Origin of the sequence: Thalassospira lucentensis (assembly GCF_032921865.1) — a bacterium.
Lineage (GTDB): Bacteria > Pseudomonadota > Alphaproteobacteria > Rhodospirillales > Thalassospiraceae > Thalassospira > Thalassospira lucentensis_A.
Map to the genome: position 1 here is coordinate 2,616,255 of NZ_CP136684.1, position 17,151 is coordinate 2,633,405.

Genomic DNA, 17,151 nt, shown 5'->3' on the forward strand with positions numbered 1-17,151 from the left:
CTTCATGAAATTCTCAAAACCCCGTCAAACTTTTGGCGGGGTTTTTCTTTTACGGGCATCCGTCGATACTGTGGCATGGGCATTTCAATAGCTTACGTGGCTTGAAAGAAATACCTGCGCCCCTAACCTATAAGATGCAGGGGGCAGTAATGCCCTGCGGAGTGGGTCGGGAATGAAAAAACAATGGGTCATGATGCTGGTGTTGACCGCGTCGCTGATGATGGCGACGCAGGCAAAAGCCGATCATGTCCGGATCGTGACCGGGGATTACTTTGCCCCCTTTACCGGTCGTGATCTGCCCGATGGCGGTATCATGACCGAGATTGTCCGCCGCGCATTCGAGATTGCCGGATATGATCATGCTGAAATTATCTGGCGGTCCTGGCGTCAGGGCTATGACATGACGGTAAGGGGCGAGGTTGAAGGCACTTTCCCTTATGCTTATACCCCGTTCCGGGCGCGCTCGGTCTTGTTCTCCGAACCGGTTGCCAGCCTGTCAGCGTTTGGCTGGTATGCGAAATCTCGCCAGAATTTTGAAACCATCGATGATTTGAATGGTGCGGCACTTTGCCTGCCGCTGGGGTATGCCGAACTGGGCAGGACAAGCCAGATGCTTGCAACCGGGCGGGCAACCCGCCATGCACCGCCCGATATGCGCACCTGTTTCAAACTTCTGGGAGCCGGGCGGGTCGATATTGTCGTGGCCCCGCGCTCGGAAGCACGCGATTCCATGCGGGCCGCCGGGTTGGAACTGGGTCATTTCGGCCATATCGACGAGCCGCTGTCGACCATGCCATTGCATTTCGTGATCGGCCTGAACCATCCCAGGGCAGGCAAAATCATGCAAGATTTCAACACAGCCCTCAGGGAACTGGACGAAAGCGGCGAACTGGCCGTGTTGCTAAGCCGCGCGCAGTATTGAGGCATCAAAACCGTGTGTTTTCCACGCGGTTGCAGGCAAAACAAAACCCCGCCAGTTTGCACCGGCGGGATTTCATCATTCTGGCAAAATGCCGGGCAATCAGCCCATGGCAACTTTCAAGCCTTCGTCAAGTTTGTCGAGGAACTGCGTGGTGGTCAGCCATTTCTGGTTCGGACCGATCAGCAGTGCCAGATCCTTGGTCATGAAGCCAGCTTCGACCGTGTCGACGCAGACTTTTTCAAGGGTTTCGGCAAATTTCACGACTTCCGGCGTATCATCGAACTCGCCACGGTATTTCAGGCCCTGCGTCCAGGCAAAGATCGACGCAATCGGGTTGGTCGAGGTTTCTTTGCCCTGCTGGTGCTGACGATAGTGGCGGGTAACGGTGCCGTGTGCTGCTTCTGCTTCAACGGTCTGCCCATCCGGCGTCATCAGAACCGAGGTCATCAGACCGAGTGAGCCAAAGCCCTGTGCGACGGTGTCGGATTGAACGTCGCCGTCATAGTTTTTACAAGCCCAGACGAAACCACCATTCCACTTCATCGCGCATGCAACCATGTCGTCGATCAGGCGGTGTTCATAAGTGATGCCGGCTGCTTTGAACTTATCGGCAAATTCGTTCTGGAAGACTTCCTCGAACAGATCCTTGAAGCGGCCGTCATAGGCTTTCATGATCGTGTTCTTGGTCGACAGGTAAACCGGCCAGCCAAGAGCAAGGCCATAGTTCATGCAGGCGCGTGCAAACCCGATGATGCTTTCATCAAGGTTGTACATCGACATGGCAACGCCCGAAGACGGGAAGTCAAAGACTTCGTGTTCGATCGGCTCACCACCGTCTGCCGGCTGGAACTTGATGGTCAGTTTGCCTGCACCCGGAACCTTGAAGTCGGTCGCACGGTACTGGTCACCAAAGGCATGACGACCGATAACGATCGGCTGCGTCCAACCCGGAACCAGACGCGGAACGTTCGAGCAGATGATCGGCTGGCGGAAAACGGTACCGCCGATGATGTTGCGGATGGTGCCATTCGGCGACTTCCACATTTTCTTCAGGCCGAATTCCTCGACGCGCTGTTCATCAGGCGTGATGGTCGCACATTTTACGCCAACGCGATGTTCCTTGATGGCATTTGCCGCATCAATGGTGATCTGGTCGTTGGTCTCGTCGCGTTTCTGAACCGACAGATCGTAATATTTAAGATCAATGTCGAGATACGGCAGGATCAGTTTGGTTTTAATGAAGTCCCAGATGATCCGGGTCATTTCGTCGCCGTCGAGCTCGACGACGGGATTCTTCACTTGAATCTTGCTCATGGAATACTCCCTTTCTGGCCGCGGCCAGGATACAGCGCGGCTGCCATTTGACATGTCATCCGGCGCGCGAGGGAGCGCCCTGGCCGCGTCGGGAGCCCGCAACATACAGGATGAAATCAGAAAATCAAAGAGGGCGGCGCAACATCCTTGTTAAGACTTTCGCGCAAGGCGGAAACTGGCGGGTTTTTGCGCTTTGACCGGTTACGAGATGACCCGGAAAAACGCTGGTTTGTCCGATATTTACACCATTGCCTGAATTAATATGCAAAACACGGGCAAGGGGTATGTCATGTAAGGCGGTATGATCCTGATCAAAGAAAACGGTTATGGAATGGGTCAAACTCGCATTTGTCGGGTTCAAGGGGGAAGACTCCGGCATCGCCAAACCGGAACAGCATGGGGGATACCATGAACCTGCCTTATGAAAGCAATATCATCATCGCGTTGTGTATTGTCGGATTTTGCCTTCTGGGCGTTGGATACAGCTTCCGCGACCGCGGATGGGGGCTTGCCCTTGTCTGGATCGGGGTGACCACGATGATGGGACCGATTGCCTATCGTCTGCTGATCATGTTCTGAGCCGGGGAACCTCCGGTGCGGCAGACTTATGCCTGCACCGGGGCTTTCTGGTCGACGGTTGCCGGATCAATGCCATATCCACGTAGGAACATATCGACCGCGGCAATCACATGGCTATGCAAATCCTTTGCATGCGGTTCCCAGCCGACATAGGTCATTTGCCGGAAATCGTAATCGGCCTTAAGCAGGCTTGTGAAAAACACGGCCGCCTGTTTTGGGTCGCTCTTCGGGAAATTGCCTTCTTCCATCTGGCGTTCGAAATAGGATGTGATGATCCGGCGTCCGGTCATCAGGCCGCTTTCATAAAACACCTTGCCCAGATGCGGGAAACGCGGAACTTCTGACAGGAACAGTCGCATATAGCGGATGGTTTCCGGTGTCGTCAGAAGTGTCATCAGTGTTTCGCCAAAACGGATCAGGGCGGCGCGCAACGGCATTTGCGACAATTCCAGATCGGCCATGACCGCAACCACACGTCCCGTGCAATCGCGAATCACCGCTTCGAACACGCCGTCCTTATTGCCAAACAGCTCGTAAATTGTCCGGCGTGACCCGCCTGCCTCGGCGGTGATCATTTCAAGTGTCGTGCCCGAAAGGCCGTGCTCACAGAAAAGTTCACGGGCCGCATCGATAAGCGCTTCGCGGCGTTTCAGGGTTCTTGGGTCGATATTTCGCGTCTCGGACAAGCAACTGTTCCAATTCTGCACTTGACGTATGGTACTGATTGGTACCATAAGGGATCAAATGGTACTGATCAATACCAAAAGGATCAAACGGACGATGAGTGTGAAAAAAGTCATACTGCCCCTGATCGCTGCGGCGATTATCGGTGGCGGCGGTTATTACGGGTTCTATTGGGTGACCGAAGGTCAGTTCCACGAATCCACCGACAATGCCTATCTGCAGGCCGATGAAGTCGCGATTTCGCCCAAGGTTTCGGGCTATGTCGGCGATCTTCGGGTTGCGGAAAACCAGCCCGTCCGCAAGGGCGAACTGATGTTGTCCATCAAGGACGAAGATTATCGTGCCGAACTGAAACAGGCAGAGGCAGCACTTGAGGCGCGCCGTGCCGCGGTTCAGACCATGGACGAACAGATCACCCTGCAGATGGCGGCCATCGATCAGGCTAAAGCCAACCTGCGCATCGCCAAAGTCGAACTTGATCGCACCTCCGAGGATTACGCGCGTTACGAGGATCTGGTGAAAAAGGGTGCGGCCAGCCGCCAGAAATTCGATTACGCCAAGGCCGACCGTCAGACTGCACAGGCACAGGTTGCCGCCGCCAATGCGACGCTTGCAGTCGAGCAGGGCAGGATCGGTGTTCTGCGTGCCCAAAAGGTCGAAGCCGAACGTGCTGTGTCGCAGGCCGAAGCATCGCGCGATATCGCCCAGCAGGCTCTTGACGATACCCGTATCTATGCCCCCTTTGACGGCGTGATCGGCAACCGGTCGGTTCAGACCGGCGCACTGGTCCAGCCGGGTGAACAGTTGCTGGTGCTTGTACCGTTGCCCGGCGTTTATGTTGTGGCGAATTTCAAGGAAACCCAGATCGGCCATATGGCACCGGGCCAGAAGGTCCGGATCGAAGTTGATGCCTTTCCTGATGCCGATATCACCGGCCGGGTTGAGAGCTTTGCCCCGGCCACCGGCGCGCAGTTCAGTTTGCTGCCGCCTGAAAATGCCACCGGCAACTTCACCAAAATCACCCAGCGCGTCCCGGTGCGTATCGCCCTTGATAACAGCGACCTTGCCAAGGCCCTGCGTCCCGGTCTGTCGGTTGTTGTCAATGTCGATGTCCGCGATGACGATGGGGCAGAACATGCCTCGGGTACCGGCCTTGCGAGTGTCGTAACACCGGCACCGGAACTGTCGGAGCGTAACTGAAATGAGCAGTGCCGCCACCAGCCCCGGTTCCATAGCCGGGCCCGATGATCCGGTGCAGCATGTCGATACCACCAAGTTTATCGGTTGGGTCGCGATGGTGGTCGGCATGTTTCTGGCGATTCTTGATATCCAGATCGTCGCAAGCTCGCTAGAAAATATTCAGGCCGGTCTTTCGGCAAGTCCGGATGAAATCGGCTGGGTCCAGACCAGTTACCTGATTGCCGAAGTCGTAATGATCCCGCTTTCGGGTTTCCTGTCACGCCTGATCTCGACACGCTGGCTATTTGTCGCATCCGCCATCGGCTTTACGATTTTCAGCATCGCCTCTGCCTTTGCCTGGTCGATCGAAAGCATGATCTGGTTTCGTGCCGCGCAGGGGTTCCTTGGCGGGGCGATGATCCCGACCGTCTTTGCCACGACCTATATCATTTTCCCGGCGGATAAACGTAATACCGCCTCGGTCATGATTGGCCTGATTGCCACCATGGCACCGACCGTGGGGCCGACCTTGGGCGGGTATCTGACGCAGTCTTTTTCCTGGCATTGGCTGTTTCTGATCAACGTTTTGCCGGGGATGCTGATTGCGCTTGTCGTGGCAGTCACGCTGGACGTGGATCGTGGCGACCGTTCGCTGCTGAGGGGCTTTGATTTGCGCGGATTGCTTGCGATGGCGGCATTCCTCGGCAGTCTGGAATATGTTCTGGACGAAGGGCCGAGAGATGACTGGTTTGATGAACGCGCCATTGTTTATGGCGCCGTTATCTGCGTGATTTCGGGGCTTTATTTCTTCCGGCGCATGTTTACCTATGATCATCCGATTGTCGATCTGCGTTCGTTCAGGGATCGCAACTTTGCCATGGGCTGCATCTTTAGCTTCACACTTGGTATCGGGCTTTATGGCAGCGTCTATATCCTGCCACTGCTGCTGAGCCGTGTGCGCGGCTATGACAGTCTGGAAATCGGTACCATCATGGCGGTAACCGGCATTTGCCAGTTCATATCGGCCCCGATTGCCGGGAAACTGACGGCGAAACTGCCCGCACGCGTCGTTCTTGGCTTTGGCCTGGCGCTGTTTGCGGTCGGGGTTGCGCTGAACGGTTTTCAGAACAGTCAGGTATCGTTCCACGAACTGATCCTGCCACAGGCGGTTCGTGGTTTTGCCCTGATGTTCTGTATGCTGCCGATCACTAATCTGGCGCTTGGCACCTTGCCGCCTGAAAAGATCAAAAACGCCAGTGGCCTTTATAACCTGATGCGTAACCTTGGCGGGGCGATTGGTTTGGCTGCGATCAACACGATGCTCGATAAACGGACTGACCTGCATTTCGCGCATCTGGCCGAGCATATCAACACGGCCAGCACCGGCTTCCAGAATTATCTGGCGACGATGACAGCACGATACAGCGCCATGGGGCTGCCCGATCCGCAGGCAAGTGCGATGAAATCCATCGTCAATATTGTTACCCGCGAGGCCAGCATGATTTCATTTAACGATGTGCAGCTTGCCATGGCGGGCATCTTCATTCTGGCTTTGCTGCTTTTGCCACTGGCGCGCCCGGCAAGATCGGGCAAACCATCCGCCGACGCACACTAAAAACAGGATACAGCGCAATCAGACAGAAAAGGCCGCACATGTTCCCCCGACCCCGCAAGCGAAAGCTTGAGTGCGGCCTGGCCGGTCCCCGTTCCAACGGGGACCGGCTTCTTTAACTGACTAGCTTGATCACTTGTTGCGTGACACTTTCCGATCCGGGTTCGGCCCAGTAAAGGGTCGCGCTCAGTTTGAAATCGTTGTCGCGACAGTCGGCATTCATGATGGCGAAATTGTTGTCACCGGCAAAGCGGAACATCTGTTCAAATCGCCCACCGTCAAACCCGTCAATCGCGGCTGATTTCTGCATGGCAGCCGTGGCAATGCCCGGTGCCGGTTTGCGCGAAATCGCACTTGAGGTCACATTGAACAACCGCGCCTTGGGATAGGTCGTGCAATGGGTGATCTGAAACGCGCTGGCGCAGTGGACGTCGCCGCTCAGGATCACGATCGGGATGTTGCTTTCAGCCGATCGGGCCAGAAGCAATTCAAGCATTGCATTGCGTTCCTTATGGTTGGTTTCATGGCCCCATTCATCCATGAAATCATCCTTCTGGCCACCAAAGTCGAGGGTGTTGACCGCACTTTCCGTCCAATGAACGACGGGAACAGGTGAACAGATAAAGATCGCCTTTTTCTTTTTGATTGAGGCTGAATTGATCCACTTTTTGAAACGCCCGAACTGTTCCGCGCCAAGCAATCGCTGCCCGTCAGGCAATTCACAATCATGATGGCCGCGCACATCAAGCATGTAAAAGCCATAGGCTCCCTGATCGAAATGATAATCCCATTCACTGGCATCGGGATCGCCATTGATGATCTTGCTGTCAGGATTGTGGGCGTGCTGATATTCCAGATAAGCCTGTGCTGCGGCCTTGAACATCAGCATGACAAGTTCGTAATTGGCGTCTTCGTCGTCATCCTGAAAGAAATTGCAAATCTTGGCCTTGCGTTCCTTGGCAGTTAACGACCCCCAGCCATCCATGATCTCGTGATCGTCCCAGATCATGTATTGCGGGAACCGGCGATAAACATATCGCAGATGTTCGAACTGCCAGTAAATTCGGTAATAGGTGCGGTAAAGCTTGGTGAAATAGTCGATGATGGCGGGTTCATTGAGGCTTCCGTCGGGCTTGCGATAGGTCGCGAGCAACGCGTTTTTATTATTCTTAAGCCACACCCAGACATCCTGGATTTGCGATTTATGGTTGGTGTCGCAATAAACCTGATCGCCGCCGCCAATCACGAAATCGGCCCTTCGTTCGTTCAGCACGTCATAAAACTTGTCCCATGCGCCTTCGCTGTTGGGTTTGACGCTGAACGGGTCGTGGCAGGAATAAAACCCGAATTGCAGGGATTGCGGGTTTTTGGCAAGGGTTCTGAACCAGTATGAGTGATCGCCGCCCATCTCGATGCAGCGATCAAGACCAAGCTTGTCAGACGCCAGATAATAGTAATAGCGCGTATCGGGTTTAAGGCCGCTGACCTCGAATGTCGTGGTCAGGTCGGTCTGATGGGTGAAATTGCGTTCGGCCATGAAGACGATATCAGTGTTTTCATCCTTCATTGCAGCAAGGCTTTTGCCCGACAGGTCATAGGCATCCTCGGGCAGCTTCTGGGCACTTACGATCAGTGTCCATAGGCCGTCCCTGTATGCCCGAACCCAGATTTTCGCGGTGCTGTCGGTAGTGTGACCGACAATGGCAGCCGTTCTGATCTTGGCTTTGAGTGTTTCGTAATTGTCTGGCTGTTGCAGGCTTGTCATGGATAATCCCCGCGCATTTTACGGCCCGTTTTCAGGCGCTTGTTGTCCCTCTTGCCCCTTTTCGGGGTACGGGCAGTTTAGGCGAATTTGTGCGCGTATCAATTTCAAGTTTCAGATGCGATGGTTTGGCAATTTTATCGGGAATAATGTCGCACCCTGAAACAGAAAACGCCCGGTCGGGGAAACCGGGCGTTTCGGCCCATCCGGAAGGGAGACTAACCGGATGGAAACAGGGTCGGACGGCCAATTTTTTGGGAGGCTGGCCGTTTGGCATATGCCCTTACGAGAGGGGGCTCGTTGGGGGCGTGGGCGACCCTGCATTGGTGGCGCGAGGGGACGCGTCTTGTTTGGTCTTCTATTCGTCTCAGGCCGGGGCCGGATCGGTTGTGCCTAGTGACTTGAGCCGCTTGGCATGGCGGCGTTTCGAATAGGTGATCTGCATGATACCCAGCATCACCAGAAGGGCCGAAATCCAGAAAACACTGTCATGTGTCGGCGCCGGTGTCAGGTCAAACCGTGCGGCAAGCATTTCGAGCCCCAGCAGGATAAAGGGCAGGATACTTGTCGCCAGGATGTATTTCTCCATCCCGGCTGTCTTGATCGACCGCAATGTCAGGACCATAGCAGGGCCGCGCAACAGCGTTCCAAGGATCAGACCGGCCAATATGGTCTCGATCCCGAAGAACCCGTCAAGCGAGGTGTAGGGGATCGGAACCGGGCTGATTGCGCCGATCAGCGGTGGGAAGATCAGAAACACCGAGGCGGTAATCAGCAGCAAAACCCCGGTAAAGCGCAAATGCGACCATGCATCCCTGATCTGGTTATCGGGGTGTTTTTCCGCCAGAACCGATGATGAAATCGCCGTAACCTCGGATGCCAGCATCAGCCACACCGCCGGATTGGCAAAGCCATCGGGCAGATGCCAGGCAAGGAAGCCAGCCCCGGTAAGCAGGATTGCATGGCCGAACCATTCCGATTTGCCCGGTGCGCGGCCAAGGATAAAGGCCGCGGCAAGGGCTGCCATCGGCATGCCGGTTTGCGATAAGATCCCGCTTTCAGGCGCACTGATATAAACCAGTGCCGCGGTCCAACTGACTCCGGTCAGGACGCGCAAAATTCCATAGGCCCAGTTGATCCGCAACGTGAATTGTCGCCACGGAATGGTCCGACCAGGGGCAAGCAACACCAGCGCCAGCCCGCCAAAAACCAGCTGCCAGCAGGTCATGGCATAGACATCGACATCAAACGCCGTCAATGCGATCCGGTTGCACACCAGAAGCATCGCCCAGACGACAGTCGTGCTGACAAGCAGGATCAGAACCGGCATATGAAAAAACTTTAAAAGTTATGAACAATGATAGTCTCATGGATTCAGGAATGAATAGCCATGCCCGATATTTAAGGGGTGCTATTCATATTTGTATCGCTGGGCAGGCTGCCGCCAACCATGCGGACTTCCACAGGCGGCGGCGTTAACTCGTGACACCAGGCCGTATGATCAGCTAAAAATCAGCGACTGATGCGCTCCCACCCCGGCCAGAACACCTGCTGCGGATGCCAGCGTCGCATTATGCCGTGCGGTGGCAGCATCGCCTGCGGCAAAGACGCCTGGGATACTGGTTTCCTGTGATGCATCGACTTTGATGAATGGTCCGGCAATTCCTTCTTCGAACGCGCAGCCGAGCATTTCGGAAAGTGGATTGGTCATGGAAACGGTTGGTCCGGCAAACAATGCCTGAATGGGCATGCTGCGCCCGTCAGCCAGTTTAACGGCCTCAAGGTCGGGGGCTGCGCCGATCAGTTCGACAATCGGGCTTTGTTCAATCGTGATCCCGCGCGCGTCCATCTGGGCACGGATTTCGGGTTCCGGTTCGTATTTCCCCTGCGTGAAAAAGGTCGTGGGACCCCAGTCGGGGATCATCATGGCCTGATGGTTGGACATCGGCCCGGTTGCTAGCACGCCCAGGGCGCGGTCGCGCACTTCATAGCCATGGCAATAGGGACAATGCAGCACCGTTTTGCCCCAGCGCGGCATCAGGCCGGGGATATCGGGCAGGGTATCGACGACCCCGGTGGCAAGGATCAGGCGCCGGGCCTGAAAGCGGCGGCCGTCATCAAGCGACACTTTGAAACGGTTGTTGTCTTCGTTCCCGGTTCCGGCGGCATCCGGTTCCAGTCGGCTCGCCGCTTTTGCCATACCGTGCACAATGCTGACGGTGGGGTAGGCCCTGATCTGGCCAATCGCAAGTCGCGAAATTTCATCCGGGCTTTTGCCATCAAGACCGAAAAATCCGTGTGAGGCCGCAGCAAACCGGTTGCGCGGTAGTCCTGCATCAATGATGCATATCTGCTTTCGGGCGCGCGCCAGTTGCATCGCGGCGGACAGGCCTGCGAAACCGGCACCAATGATGATCACGTCATAAAGTTTTTCGGAATCAGGCATCGAAACCGGTTGGGTTGCGGACGGGGTGGGGATGGCGTCAGACATGATCGGAACTCCTGTGATATCTCAAAATCAATCATGTAACTTTATAAGTATCGTAAATTTCTGGAGTCAAGCATCTTGAAACTTTTGGTGTTGCGAATATGCGCCAAAGCCCGATAGTCTGGGATATGATGAATGCCAGCCCCAAGGAAACCGTTGATGCGCCGTGACAGCCGCCTTTCCCGCATGTTGCATGTCCTGATCCACATGGACCGGTTTGGCGGGGCGATGACATCCGATATGATTGCCCGGATGCTTGACACCAATCCGGTGGTGGTTCGCCGAACGATGGCAGGGCTGCGCGATGCCGGTTATGTGCGATCCGAAAAGGGGCATGGTGGCGGATGGGTGATCATTCGTCCGCTATCGGAAATCACGTTTCTTGATATCCATAACGCGCTTGGCAATCCGTCGATCTTTGCCATGGGGGTTGCGGTCGAACATCCCGAATGTCTGGTCGAACAGGCGGTGAATGCCGCCCTTGGCAGTTCGTTTGACGCGGCCGAGCAACTTCTGCTTGAACGGTTCGCATCGGTCACGCTGGCGGATCTTGCTTCCGATGTCGATCAACGCTGGCCGACTGAACCCGATGGTAAATGGACCGGACCGGGCAGCATTTTCGAACATCTGCCCAAGTCCAAAGATTCCGAATAGTCATACTTTACAGGTGCTTGCGGTTTTATGGAGGTACCCGTGCAACCATGACTTGCGGTGCGGGTAGTGATCCAATAATGAATAGCGATAGGGTTGTTTGATGATCCGTTATTCAATCCTGTATCGCGCCCCACCATCAGCCGAGGCCCCGATGACGACCAAAAAACCCGATTGGGATCATATTCGCGTGTTTCTGGCGCTTGCGCGTACCGGCAGTCTCAGGGCGGCCTCGCAGGAGCTTGGCGTCAGCCAGCCGACATTGGGGCGACATTTATCCGCTCTTGAAGACGTTGTCGGTGTCGTGCTGTTTGATCGCCTGCCCGAGGGATTGCGCATGACAGAGGCCGGGCGCGATTTGCGCCCGCGCGCCGAGGCGATGGAAGAAGCCGCCTTTGCCTTTCACCGGCAGGGTGACGCGATATCGGGTATTCGAGACCGGCAGGTCCGCCTGACCGCCAGTGCATGGTCGGCACTGTTTCTTGCTGGTCAGATCAATAGCAAACCCGACGGTCTTTACCTTGAAATCCGGCAATCCGACGATACGCAGTTGCTGACCAAACGCGAGGCGGATTTTGCCGTCCGGCATGGTCTGCCCCTGACCGGGGATTTTATCACCAAGCGGCTTGGGACGATTTCCTGTGCGATCTATGCGACCGAGAGATTGGCGTATGATATGCGTGGTATGGGGCCGGATCGGGTGTTTTCTGATGCGCCGTGGATCTGTTTTTCCGAGGAATTTGACCTTTATGAAAGCCAGCGCTGGTTGCTGGCCCATATTGACGGTAACAAGCCGCTGTTTCGCGCAGGCAATACCGCGATGCTGCAAAATGCGTTGCGCACCGGGATCGGGGCCGGGATTTTGCCATGCTTCCTGGGGGACCGCGATCCTGCATTGGCCCGGGTTTCGCGCCCGATCGAGACGCTGGATTCCGATATCTGGCTGATTGTTCATCGAGATCTGCGGGCGGCCGAAGGTATCAAGCAGGCGACCAACTGGGTTGCTGATATTTATAAACGCCGGGTGATGCAGTTATCAGGTGCACGGGCCTCTGGCGGTGAGGGAATGGAACTGAAATAGGCAAAAGAAATGCCGCCCGGGTTGTGTCGGGCGGCAGGTTCGCAAAGGGCGTGTCGGGGTTCGCGCCTTTGCGGGTACTTTCTGCTTTTCCACACCCCTGTGGGATCAGTTTGCGACCATTGCGGCCGGTTTGGGTGTGGTTTTACTGCTGACCGGCAGGATCGGGTATTCCACGCGCGGTGCTTCCCCGGTCAGGGTCATGAGGAAGGCGGTAATCGCCTTGATCTGACTGTCATCAAGTTCGGCACCAAGCTGGCTGGAACTCATGATCGCGACGGCCTGTTCCAGATTCCAGACCTTGCCAGAATGGAAATAGGGTGCGGTCAGTTCGATATTGCGAAGCGGTCCGGCGCGGAACACATAGTCATCCGTTGCCGTCTGGGTTACGGCAAAGCGGCCCTTGTCATCGGGCGGCAGGATTTCTGCACCCGGCTGTTCGACAACACCGAACGGATAATAACCGGTGCCACCGACATTCACCCCGTTATGGCAGGATGCACAACCGGTATCGATGAACAGTTCAAGCCCGGCCATTTCTGTTTTGGTCAGGATGGCATCGTTGCCTTCCAGAAACTGGTCAAACCGTGATGCTGGGGTAATCAGGGTTGCTTCAAACGCCTCGATTGCTCTGGCCATGTTATCAAACGTTACCGGATCTGCTTCCCCCGGGAAGGCGTGGGCGAATTTCTGTACGTAATCGCCCATGCTTTTCAGCACTTCGACAACACGTTCGGGGGTGCTGGCCATTTCGACCCCGGCCTGAACCGGGCCTTTGGCTTGTGCTTTGAGATCCTCGGCGCGGCCATCCCAGAACTGCGCTTCGTTGAACACCGCATTTAGCACGGTCGGGGCGTTACGGGGTCCTTTCTGCCAGCCGTGGCCGATGGATGTTTCAAGATTGTCATCCCCACCCATGCCCAGATTGTGGCAGGTATTACACGAAATCAGCGCACTGGATGACAGGCGCGGATCAAAAAACAGCATCTTGCCCAGTTCGACTTTTTCACGGGTAACGGCATTGCCCGAAACGGCCGGTACCATTGACGGAATGACTTCGAAATGTTCAAGGGCGGCTTCGCGCAGATCGGCAGGCGATGGCGTTTCTGCTGCAAGAACGCTCCCGACGATCCCCAGCATGGCAGTAACCGAAACAAGGCAGCCCGCTAAACCACGATATGATTTCATTTGCTCTCTCCCAAATGATGGTGGTTCGGGAAGTAAAGCAGGAGGTATATGCAGCGACGCTGATATATATCAAAGCTCTAAAATAAACGTGATATCAGTATGTTGATTTGAATTTGGCTAATGAAAATGTGCAGTTTCATGGTGACGCATAGATTCAATATAAAGAAATCTTTATGTCTTTCTTGACAGGTTGGACGTTTATCTGCACTGTATGCCTGTCGATGGTTCTTCTGCCCGCCTGTCGGGTAGAAGCTAAGAGGGAATTCGGTGCGTTGCATGTCATATGCGGCAATGCCGAAGCTGCCCCCGCAACTGTAAGCGGCGAGCTTTTGTCCATTCATGGTCACTGAAACGTTCTGGTGTTTCGGGAAGGCCGGGCAAAGCACTGACCCGTGAGCCAGGAGACCTGCCGCGACTTCATATTACGTCCTCGGGCGGGGTGCCCCGGTGGAGTATTGTGCTCCCACCGGGTATTTTTGCCGGTTGGGCGCATGTGCTTTCGCCAGGCCTTTGCCCCCATTTATTGGGGTAAGCCTATGTCAAAGAAAACTTCCATTCCGGTTTCAACTCTTGGAACGCCTCGGATCGGTCCGCGGCGCGAGCTTAAATTCGCGCTTGAGGATTACTGGTCCGGCAAATCGGATTTTGTATCCTTGCAGGAAAAGGCATCTGCATTGCGCTGTGCCAACTGGGCGAGGCAAAGAAGCCTTGGCGTCGACAATGTGCCAAGCAACGATTTCTCTCTCTATGATCATGTACTCGATACCTGTGTCATGGTCGGTGCGATCCCCGAGATTTATGATTGGCAGGGCGGTCTGATTGAACCTGCGACCTATTTCGCCATGGCGCGTGGTGACACACAGGAAGAGAGCTGCTGTGGGAAAACCACACAAAAGGGCATTCCGGCACTGGAAATGACCAAGTGGTTTGATACCAACTACCATTACATGGTTCCCGAACTGTCTTCGGAGCAGCATTTTACACTGGCATCGACAAAAGCCGTTGACGAGTTCCGGGAGGCCAAGGCGCTTGGTTTCAAAACCCGCCCGGTTCTCCTTGGTCCGGTCACTTTTTTGAAACTCTCCAAAGGCACCGGAGCAGGGTTTGATCCGTTATCCCTTCTGGATCGATTGTTACCGGTTTACGGCGAAGTCCTGCGTCAGCTTCGCGACAGCGGTGCGGAATGGGTACAGGTTGATGAACCCTGTCTTGTGCTGGACCTGAGCGATGCGGATCGCGCGGCCCTTAAAAAGACCTATCAGGTTCTGGGCAAAGCAGTGCCGAACCTCAGACTGATGCTGACGACCTATTTCGGTGGGTTGGGTGACAACCTGCAAACTGCCCTGTCATTGCCGGTGGACGGGTTGCATGTCGATCTGGTGCGCGCGCCCGAACAGCTTGACGCGGTGATCGCCGGGGCAAACCCCGAGCAGGTCATTTCGCTTGGTGTGATCGACGGGCGTAATATATGGCGCGCCGATTTGCAGGCGATTTATGACCGGATCGCACCGGCTATTGCATCACGTGGTGCTGCACTTTTTGAAATTGCGCCATCCTGTTCGCTTCTGCATGTGCCGATCGATCTGGAACAGGAAAGCGATCTGGATGCTGATCTTAGAAGCTGGCTGGCTTTTGCTGTTCAGAAGATTGATGAACTGAAAATCCTGTCGCGTGCCCTTGGCGACGGCATTGGTTCGGTTGCGTCCGAATTCCGCGATGCATCGGCAGCCATTGCCGCACGTCGTAAATCGACCAAGGTTCATAACCGTCTGGTTACCGAACGCGCCCTTGCCGTGACGCATGATATGGCCAAACGTCAAAGCCCGTTTGATATACGCCGGGCTGCGCAACAGGAAAAACTCGGGCTGCCAGAATTCCCGACGACAACAATCGGATCATTTCCGCAAACGACCGATGTGCGTAAATCACGTGCAGCCTTTGCGAAAGGAACGCTGGACGGGGCGGGCTATGACGCCTTTATCCAGACCGAGACCGAGGCCGCCATCCGCTGGCAGGAAGAAATCGGTATTGATGTACTGGTTCACGGCGAATTTGAACGCAATGACATGGTCCAGTATTTCGGCGAAAAGCTGGCGGGTTATGCCTTTACCAAACATGGCTGGGTGCAAAGCTATGGTTCGCGCTATGTCCGTCCACCGGTGATTTTCGGCGATGTGTCGCGTCCCGAACCGATGACGGTAAAATGGTCGCAATATGCCCAATCCCTTACGGATCGTCCGGTCAAGGGGATGCTGACCGGCCCGGTCACAATGATGCAGTGGTCGTTTGTCCGTGATGATTTACCGCGTCGCGATGTCTGTGCACAGATTGCCCTAGCACTGCGTGACGAGGTTACAGACCTTGAAGTGGCGGGTATCGGCCTGATCCAGATTGATGAACCGGCCATCCGCGAAGGCTTGCCGCTGCGTCGCGGGGATTGGAAAGCCTACCTGGACTGGGCTGTCGAATGTTTCCGCCTGTCGGCATCCGGGGTACGCGATGAAACCCAGATCCACACCCATATGTGCTATTCGGAGTTCAATGACATTATCGAAGCCATCGGAGCCATGGACGCCGATGTGATCTCCATCGAAACATCGCGGTCGAAGATGGAATTGCTCGACGCATTCGTGAATTATGCCTATCCGAACGATATCGGACCGGGCGTTTACGATATCCATTCCCCGCGTGTGCCGACGATTGACGAAATGGTCGATCTGTTGGCTGCTGCCACCCGGCAATTGGCGGTAAGCCAGATTTGGGTCAATCCGGATTGCGGCCTTAAGACGCGCAACTGGGAAGAAGTCCGTCCGGCCTTGATCAACATGGTCGAAGCAGCCCGGATGTTAAGGAAATCCATGGCAGAGGCTGCGCAATGAGCCCGGATCATCTGGTATTTTCCGGGCCGACCCGGCTTGCCGATATCGTGTTTCCCGGTGATGCCAATCATCACGGAACGCTATTTGGTGGTACGGGACTTGCTCATATGGACAAGGTCGCATTTATCGCGGCGTCCCGTCACGGGCATGTCGATTTTGTCACCGCATCCTGCGAACGCATCGATTTCAATGCTCCTGCGAAAATCGGTGATATCGTCGAACTGGTCGGATCGGTGGTGCGCGTCGGACGCAAATCCCTCTCGGTTGAAGTGGATATGATTGCCGAAGGGCCGCTGAGTGGGGAACGTCGCCACTGTTCGCGCGGTGTGTTCAACATGGTGGCCATCGGATCGCATCTTGAGGCACGGGGCGGCACTTTGCCGCCCCTGCCCGATGCGGTTACGTGTATCAAGGATCCCGATACCCATCCGGCGATGGTCGAAATCGTCTTTCCCGAAAAAACCAGCCATTACGGCAGTCTTTATGGTGGCAATGCACTTGCAGCCATGGGCAAGGCGGCCTTTATCGCGGCATCACGCCATTGTCGCAAAACCGTGGTGATGGCGGGATCAACACGGGTTGATTTCACCAGCCACATTCAAAGTGGCGAGGTCGTGATTACCGTGCCGCGGGTCATCGCAACCGGACGCAGTTCCATGCAGATCGAGGTTCAGCTTTGGGCCGAAAACCTGCATGCCGATGAAAGACGGCAATGCGGAGCGGGCGAATTCATCATGGTTGCAATCGACGAGGATCACCGCCCGCTTTCGTTCAACGGTGTGGTCTGATGGGTAACTCTTTCCCTGACGCTGTAT

Annotated in this window: 14 protein-coding genes and 1 riboswitch; of the genes, 8 read left to right on the plus strand and 6 right to left on the minus strand. The window is 55.4% G+C overall.

Features of this window, described 5'->3' with window-relative positions; genetic code table 11:
• Window positions 1-172: 172 nt before the first annotated feature.
• Window positions 173-922 (plus strand): transporter substrate-binding domain-containing protein, encoded by a 750-nt coding sequence (locus tag R1T41_RS12700; protein ID WP_317337343.1) that lies wholly within the window; start codon window positions 173-175, stop codon window positions 920-922.
• A 99-nt stretch (window positions 923-1,021) separates the two neighbouring features.
• On the opposite strand, the gene R1T41_RS12705 is transcribed toward R1T41_RS12700, so the two are convergent.
• A complete protein-coding gene (locus R1T41_RS12705; protein ID WP_062960996.1) occupies window positions 1,022-2,236 on the minus strand; it encodes an NADP-dependent isocitrate dehydrogenase in 1,215 nt (404 codons plus the stop codon).
• Between the two features lie 408 nt (window positions 2,237-2,644).
• Here R1T41_RS12705 and R1T41_RS12710 point away from each other — a divergent pair, with 408 nt between their 5' ends.
• Window positions 2,645-2,815 carry a hypothetical protein gene (locus R1T41_RS12710; RefSeq protein ID WP_317337344.1) on the plus strand — a complete coding sequence of 57 codons (171 nt, stop codon included), beginning with the start codon at window positions 2,645-2,647 and terminating at the stop codon, window positions 2,813-2,815.
• A gap of 26 nt (window positions 2,816-2,841) precedes the next feature.
• Here the strand turns inward: R1T41_RS12710 and R1T41_RS12715 are convergent, their stop codons facing one another.
• Entirely contained in the window at window positions 2,842-3,501 is a 660-nt protein-coding gene (locus R1T41_RS12715) for a TetR/AcrR family transcriptional regulator (protein ID WP_062960995.1), read from the minus strand.
• A 94-nt stretch (window positions 3,502-3,595) separates the two neighbouring features.
• Here R1T41_RS12715 and R1T41_RS12720 point away from each other — a divergent pair, with 94 nt between their 5' ends.
• Together R1T41_RS12720 and R1T41_RS12725 are read left to right on the plus strand one after the other, a co-directional pair.
• Entirely contained in the window at window positions 3,596-4,699 is a 1,104-nt protein-coding gene (locus tag R1T41_RS12720; RefSeq protein ID WP_317337345.1) for an HlyD family secretion protein, read from the plus strand.
• Window position 4,700: 1 nt separating this feature from the next.
• Entirely contained in the window at window positions 4,701-6,293 is a 1,593-nt protein-coding gene (locus tag R1T41_RS12725) for a DHA2 family efflux MFS transporter permease subunit (RefSeq protein WP_317337346.1), read from the plus strand.
• Window positions 6,294-6,405: 112 nt separating this feature from the next.
• Here the strand turns inward: R1T41_RS12725 and R1T41_RS12730 are convergent, their stop codons facing one another.
• The 3 genes from R1T41_RS12730 to R1T41_RS12740 form a co-directional block, all read right to left on the minus strand.
• Window positions 6,406-8,055 carry an alkaline phosphatase D family protein gene (locus tag R1T41_RS12730; protein ID WP_317337347.1) on the minus strand — a complete coding sequence of 550 codons (1,650 nt, stop codon included), beginning with the start codon at window positions 8,053-8,055 and terminating at the stop codon, window positions 6,406-6,408.
• 364 nt (window positions 8,056-8,419) lie between these two features.
• Entirely contained in the window at window positions 8,420-9,382 is a 963-nt protein-coding gene (locus R1T41_RS12735) for an EamA family transporter (protein ID WP_317337348.1), read from the minus strand.
• 171 nt (window positions 9,383-9,553) lie between these two features.
• Window positions 9,554-10,543, minus strand: coding sequence for an NAD(P)/FAD-dependent oxidoreductase (locus R1T41_RS12740; protein WP_317337349.1), 990 nt, complete (start codon window positions 10,541-10,543; stop codon window positions 9,554-9,556).
• Window positions 10,544-10,699: 156 nt separating this feature from the next.
• Between R1T41_RS12740 and R1T41_RS12745 the strand changes: the two genes are divergently transcribed.
• Window positions 10,700-11,194, plus strand: coding sequence for an Rrf2 family transcriptional regulator (locus R1T41_RS12745; RefSeq protein WP_062952826.1), 495 nt, complete (start codon window positions 10,700-10,702; stop codon window positions 11,192-11,194).
• A 100-nt stretch (window positions 11,195-11,294) separates the two neighbouring features.
• Window positions 11,295-12,272: a LysR family transcriptional regulator gene (locus tag R1T41_RS12750; protein ID WP_317337350.1), complete on the plus strand. Its 978-nt coding sequence runs from the start codon at window positions 11,295-11,297 to the stop codon at window positions 12,270-12,272.
• A gap of 105 nt (window positions 12,273-12,377) precedes the next feature.
• Here R1T41_RS12750 and R1T41_RS12755 read toward each other — a convergent pair whose 3' ends face one another.
• Entirely contained in the window at window positions 12,378-13,457 is a 1,080-nt protein-coding gene (locus R1T41_RS12755) for a cytochrome-c peroxidase (RefSeq protein ID WP_317337352.1), read from the minus strand.
• A 205-nt stretch (window positions 13,458-13,662) separates the two neighbouring features.
• A riboswitch (cobalamin riboswitch) is annotated at window positions 13,663-13,886 on the plus strand.
• Window positions 13,887-13,993: 107 nt separating this feature from the next.
• Here R1T41_RS12755 and metE point away from each other — a divergent pair.
• On the plus strand, window positions 13,994-16,336 hold the full coding sequence (gene metE / locus R1T41_RS12760) for a 5-methyltetrahydropteroyltriglutamate--homocysteine S-methyltransferase (protein ID WP_317337353.1): 2,343 nt from the start codon (window positions 13,994-13,996) through the stop codon (window positions 16,334-16,336).
• Window positions 16,333-17,124, plus strand: a complete 792-nt coding sequence (locus tag R1T41_RS12765) for an acyl-CoA thioesterase (RefSeq protein ID WP_317337355.1) — start codon at window positions 16,333-16,335, stop codon at window positions 17,122-17,124. The genes metE and R1T41_RS12765 overlap by 4 nt, the downstream gene beginning before the upstream one ends.
• Window positions 17,125-17,151: the final 27 nt, after the last annotated feature.

Bases quoted from the DNA above. Each gene is read 5' to 3' on its own strand.
- R1T41_RS12700 (WP_317337343.1), top strand. From the start codon at position 173: ATGAAAAAACAATGGGTCATGATGCTGGTGTTGACCGCGTCGCTGATG.
- R1T41_RS12705 (WP_062960996.1), bottom strand. From the start codon at position 2,236: ATGAGCAAGATTCAAGTGAAGAATCCCGTCGTCGAGCTCGACGGCGAC.
- R1T41_RS12710 (WP_317337344.1), top strand. From the start codon at position 2,645: ATGAACCTGCCTTATGAAAGCAATATCATCATCGCGTTGTGTATTGTC.
- R1T41_RS12720 (WP_317337345.1), top strand. From the start codon at position 3,596: ATGAGTGTGAAAAAAGTCATACTGCCCCTGATCGCTGCGGCGATTATC.
- R1T41_RS12725 (WP_317337346.1), top strand. From the start codon at position 4,701: ATGAGCAGTGCCGCCACCAGCCCCGGTTCCATAGCCGGGCCCGATGAT.
- R1T41_RS12730 (WP_317337347.1), bottom strand. From the start codon at position 8,055: ATGACAAGCCTGCAACAGCCAGACAATTACGAAACACTCAAAGCCAAG.
- R1T41_RS12735 (WP_317337348.1), bottom strand. From the start codon at position 9,382: ATGCCGGTTCTGATCCTGCTTGTCAGCACGACTGTCGTCTGGGCGATG.
- R1T41_RS12740 (WP_317337349.1), bottom strand. From the start codon at position 10,543: ATGTCTGACGCCATCCCCACCCCGTCCGCAACCCAACCGGTTTCGATG.
- R1T41_RS12745 (WP_062952826.1), top strand. From the start codon at position 10,700: ATGCGCCGTGACAGCCGCCTTTCCCGCATGTTGCATGTCCTGATCCAC.
- R1T41_RS12750 (WP_317337350.1), top strand. From the start codon at position 11,295: ATGATCCGTTATTCAATCCTGTATCGCGCCCCACCATCAGCCGAGGCC.
- R1T41_RS12755 (WP_317337352.1), bottom strand. From the start codon at position 13,457: ATGAAATCATATCGTGGTTTAGCGGGCTGCCTTGTTTCGGTTACTGCC.
- metE (WP_317337353.1), top strand. From the start codon at position 13,994: ATGTCAAAGAAAACTTCCATTCCGGTTTCAACTCTTGGAACGCCTCGG.
- R1T41_RS12765 (WP_317337355.1), top strand. From the start codon at position 16,333: ATGAGCCCGGATCATCTGGTATTTTCCGGGCCGACCCGGCTTGCCGAT.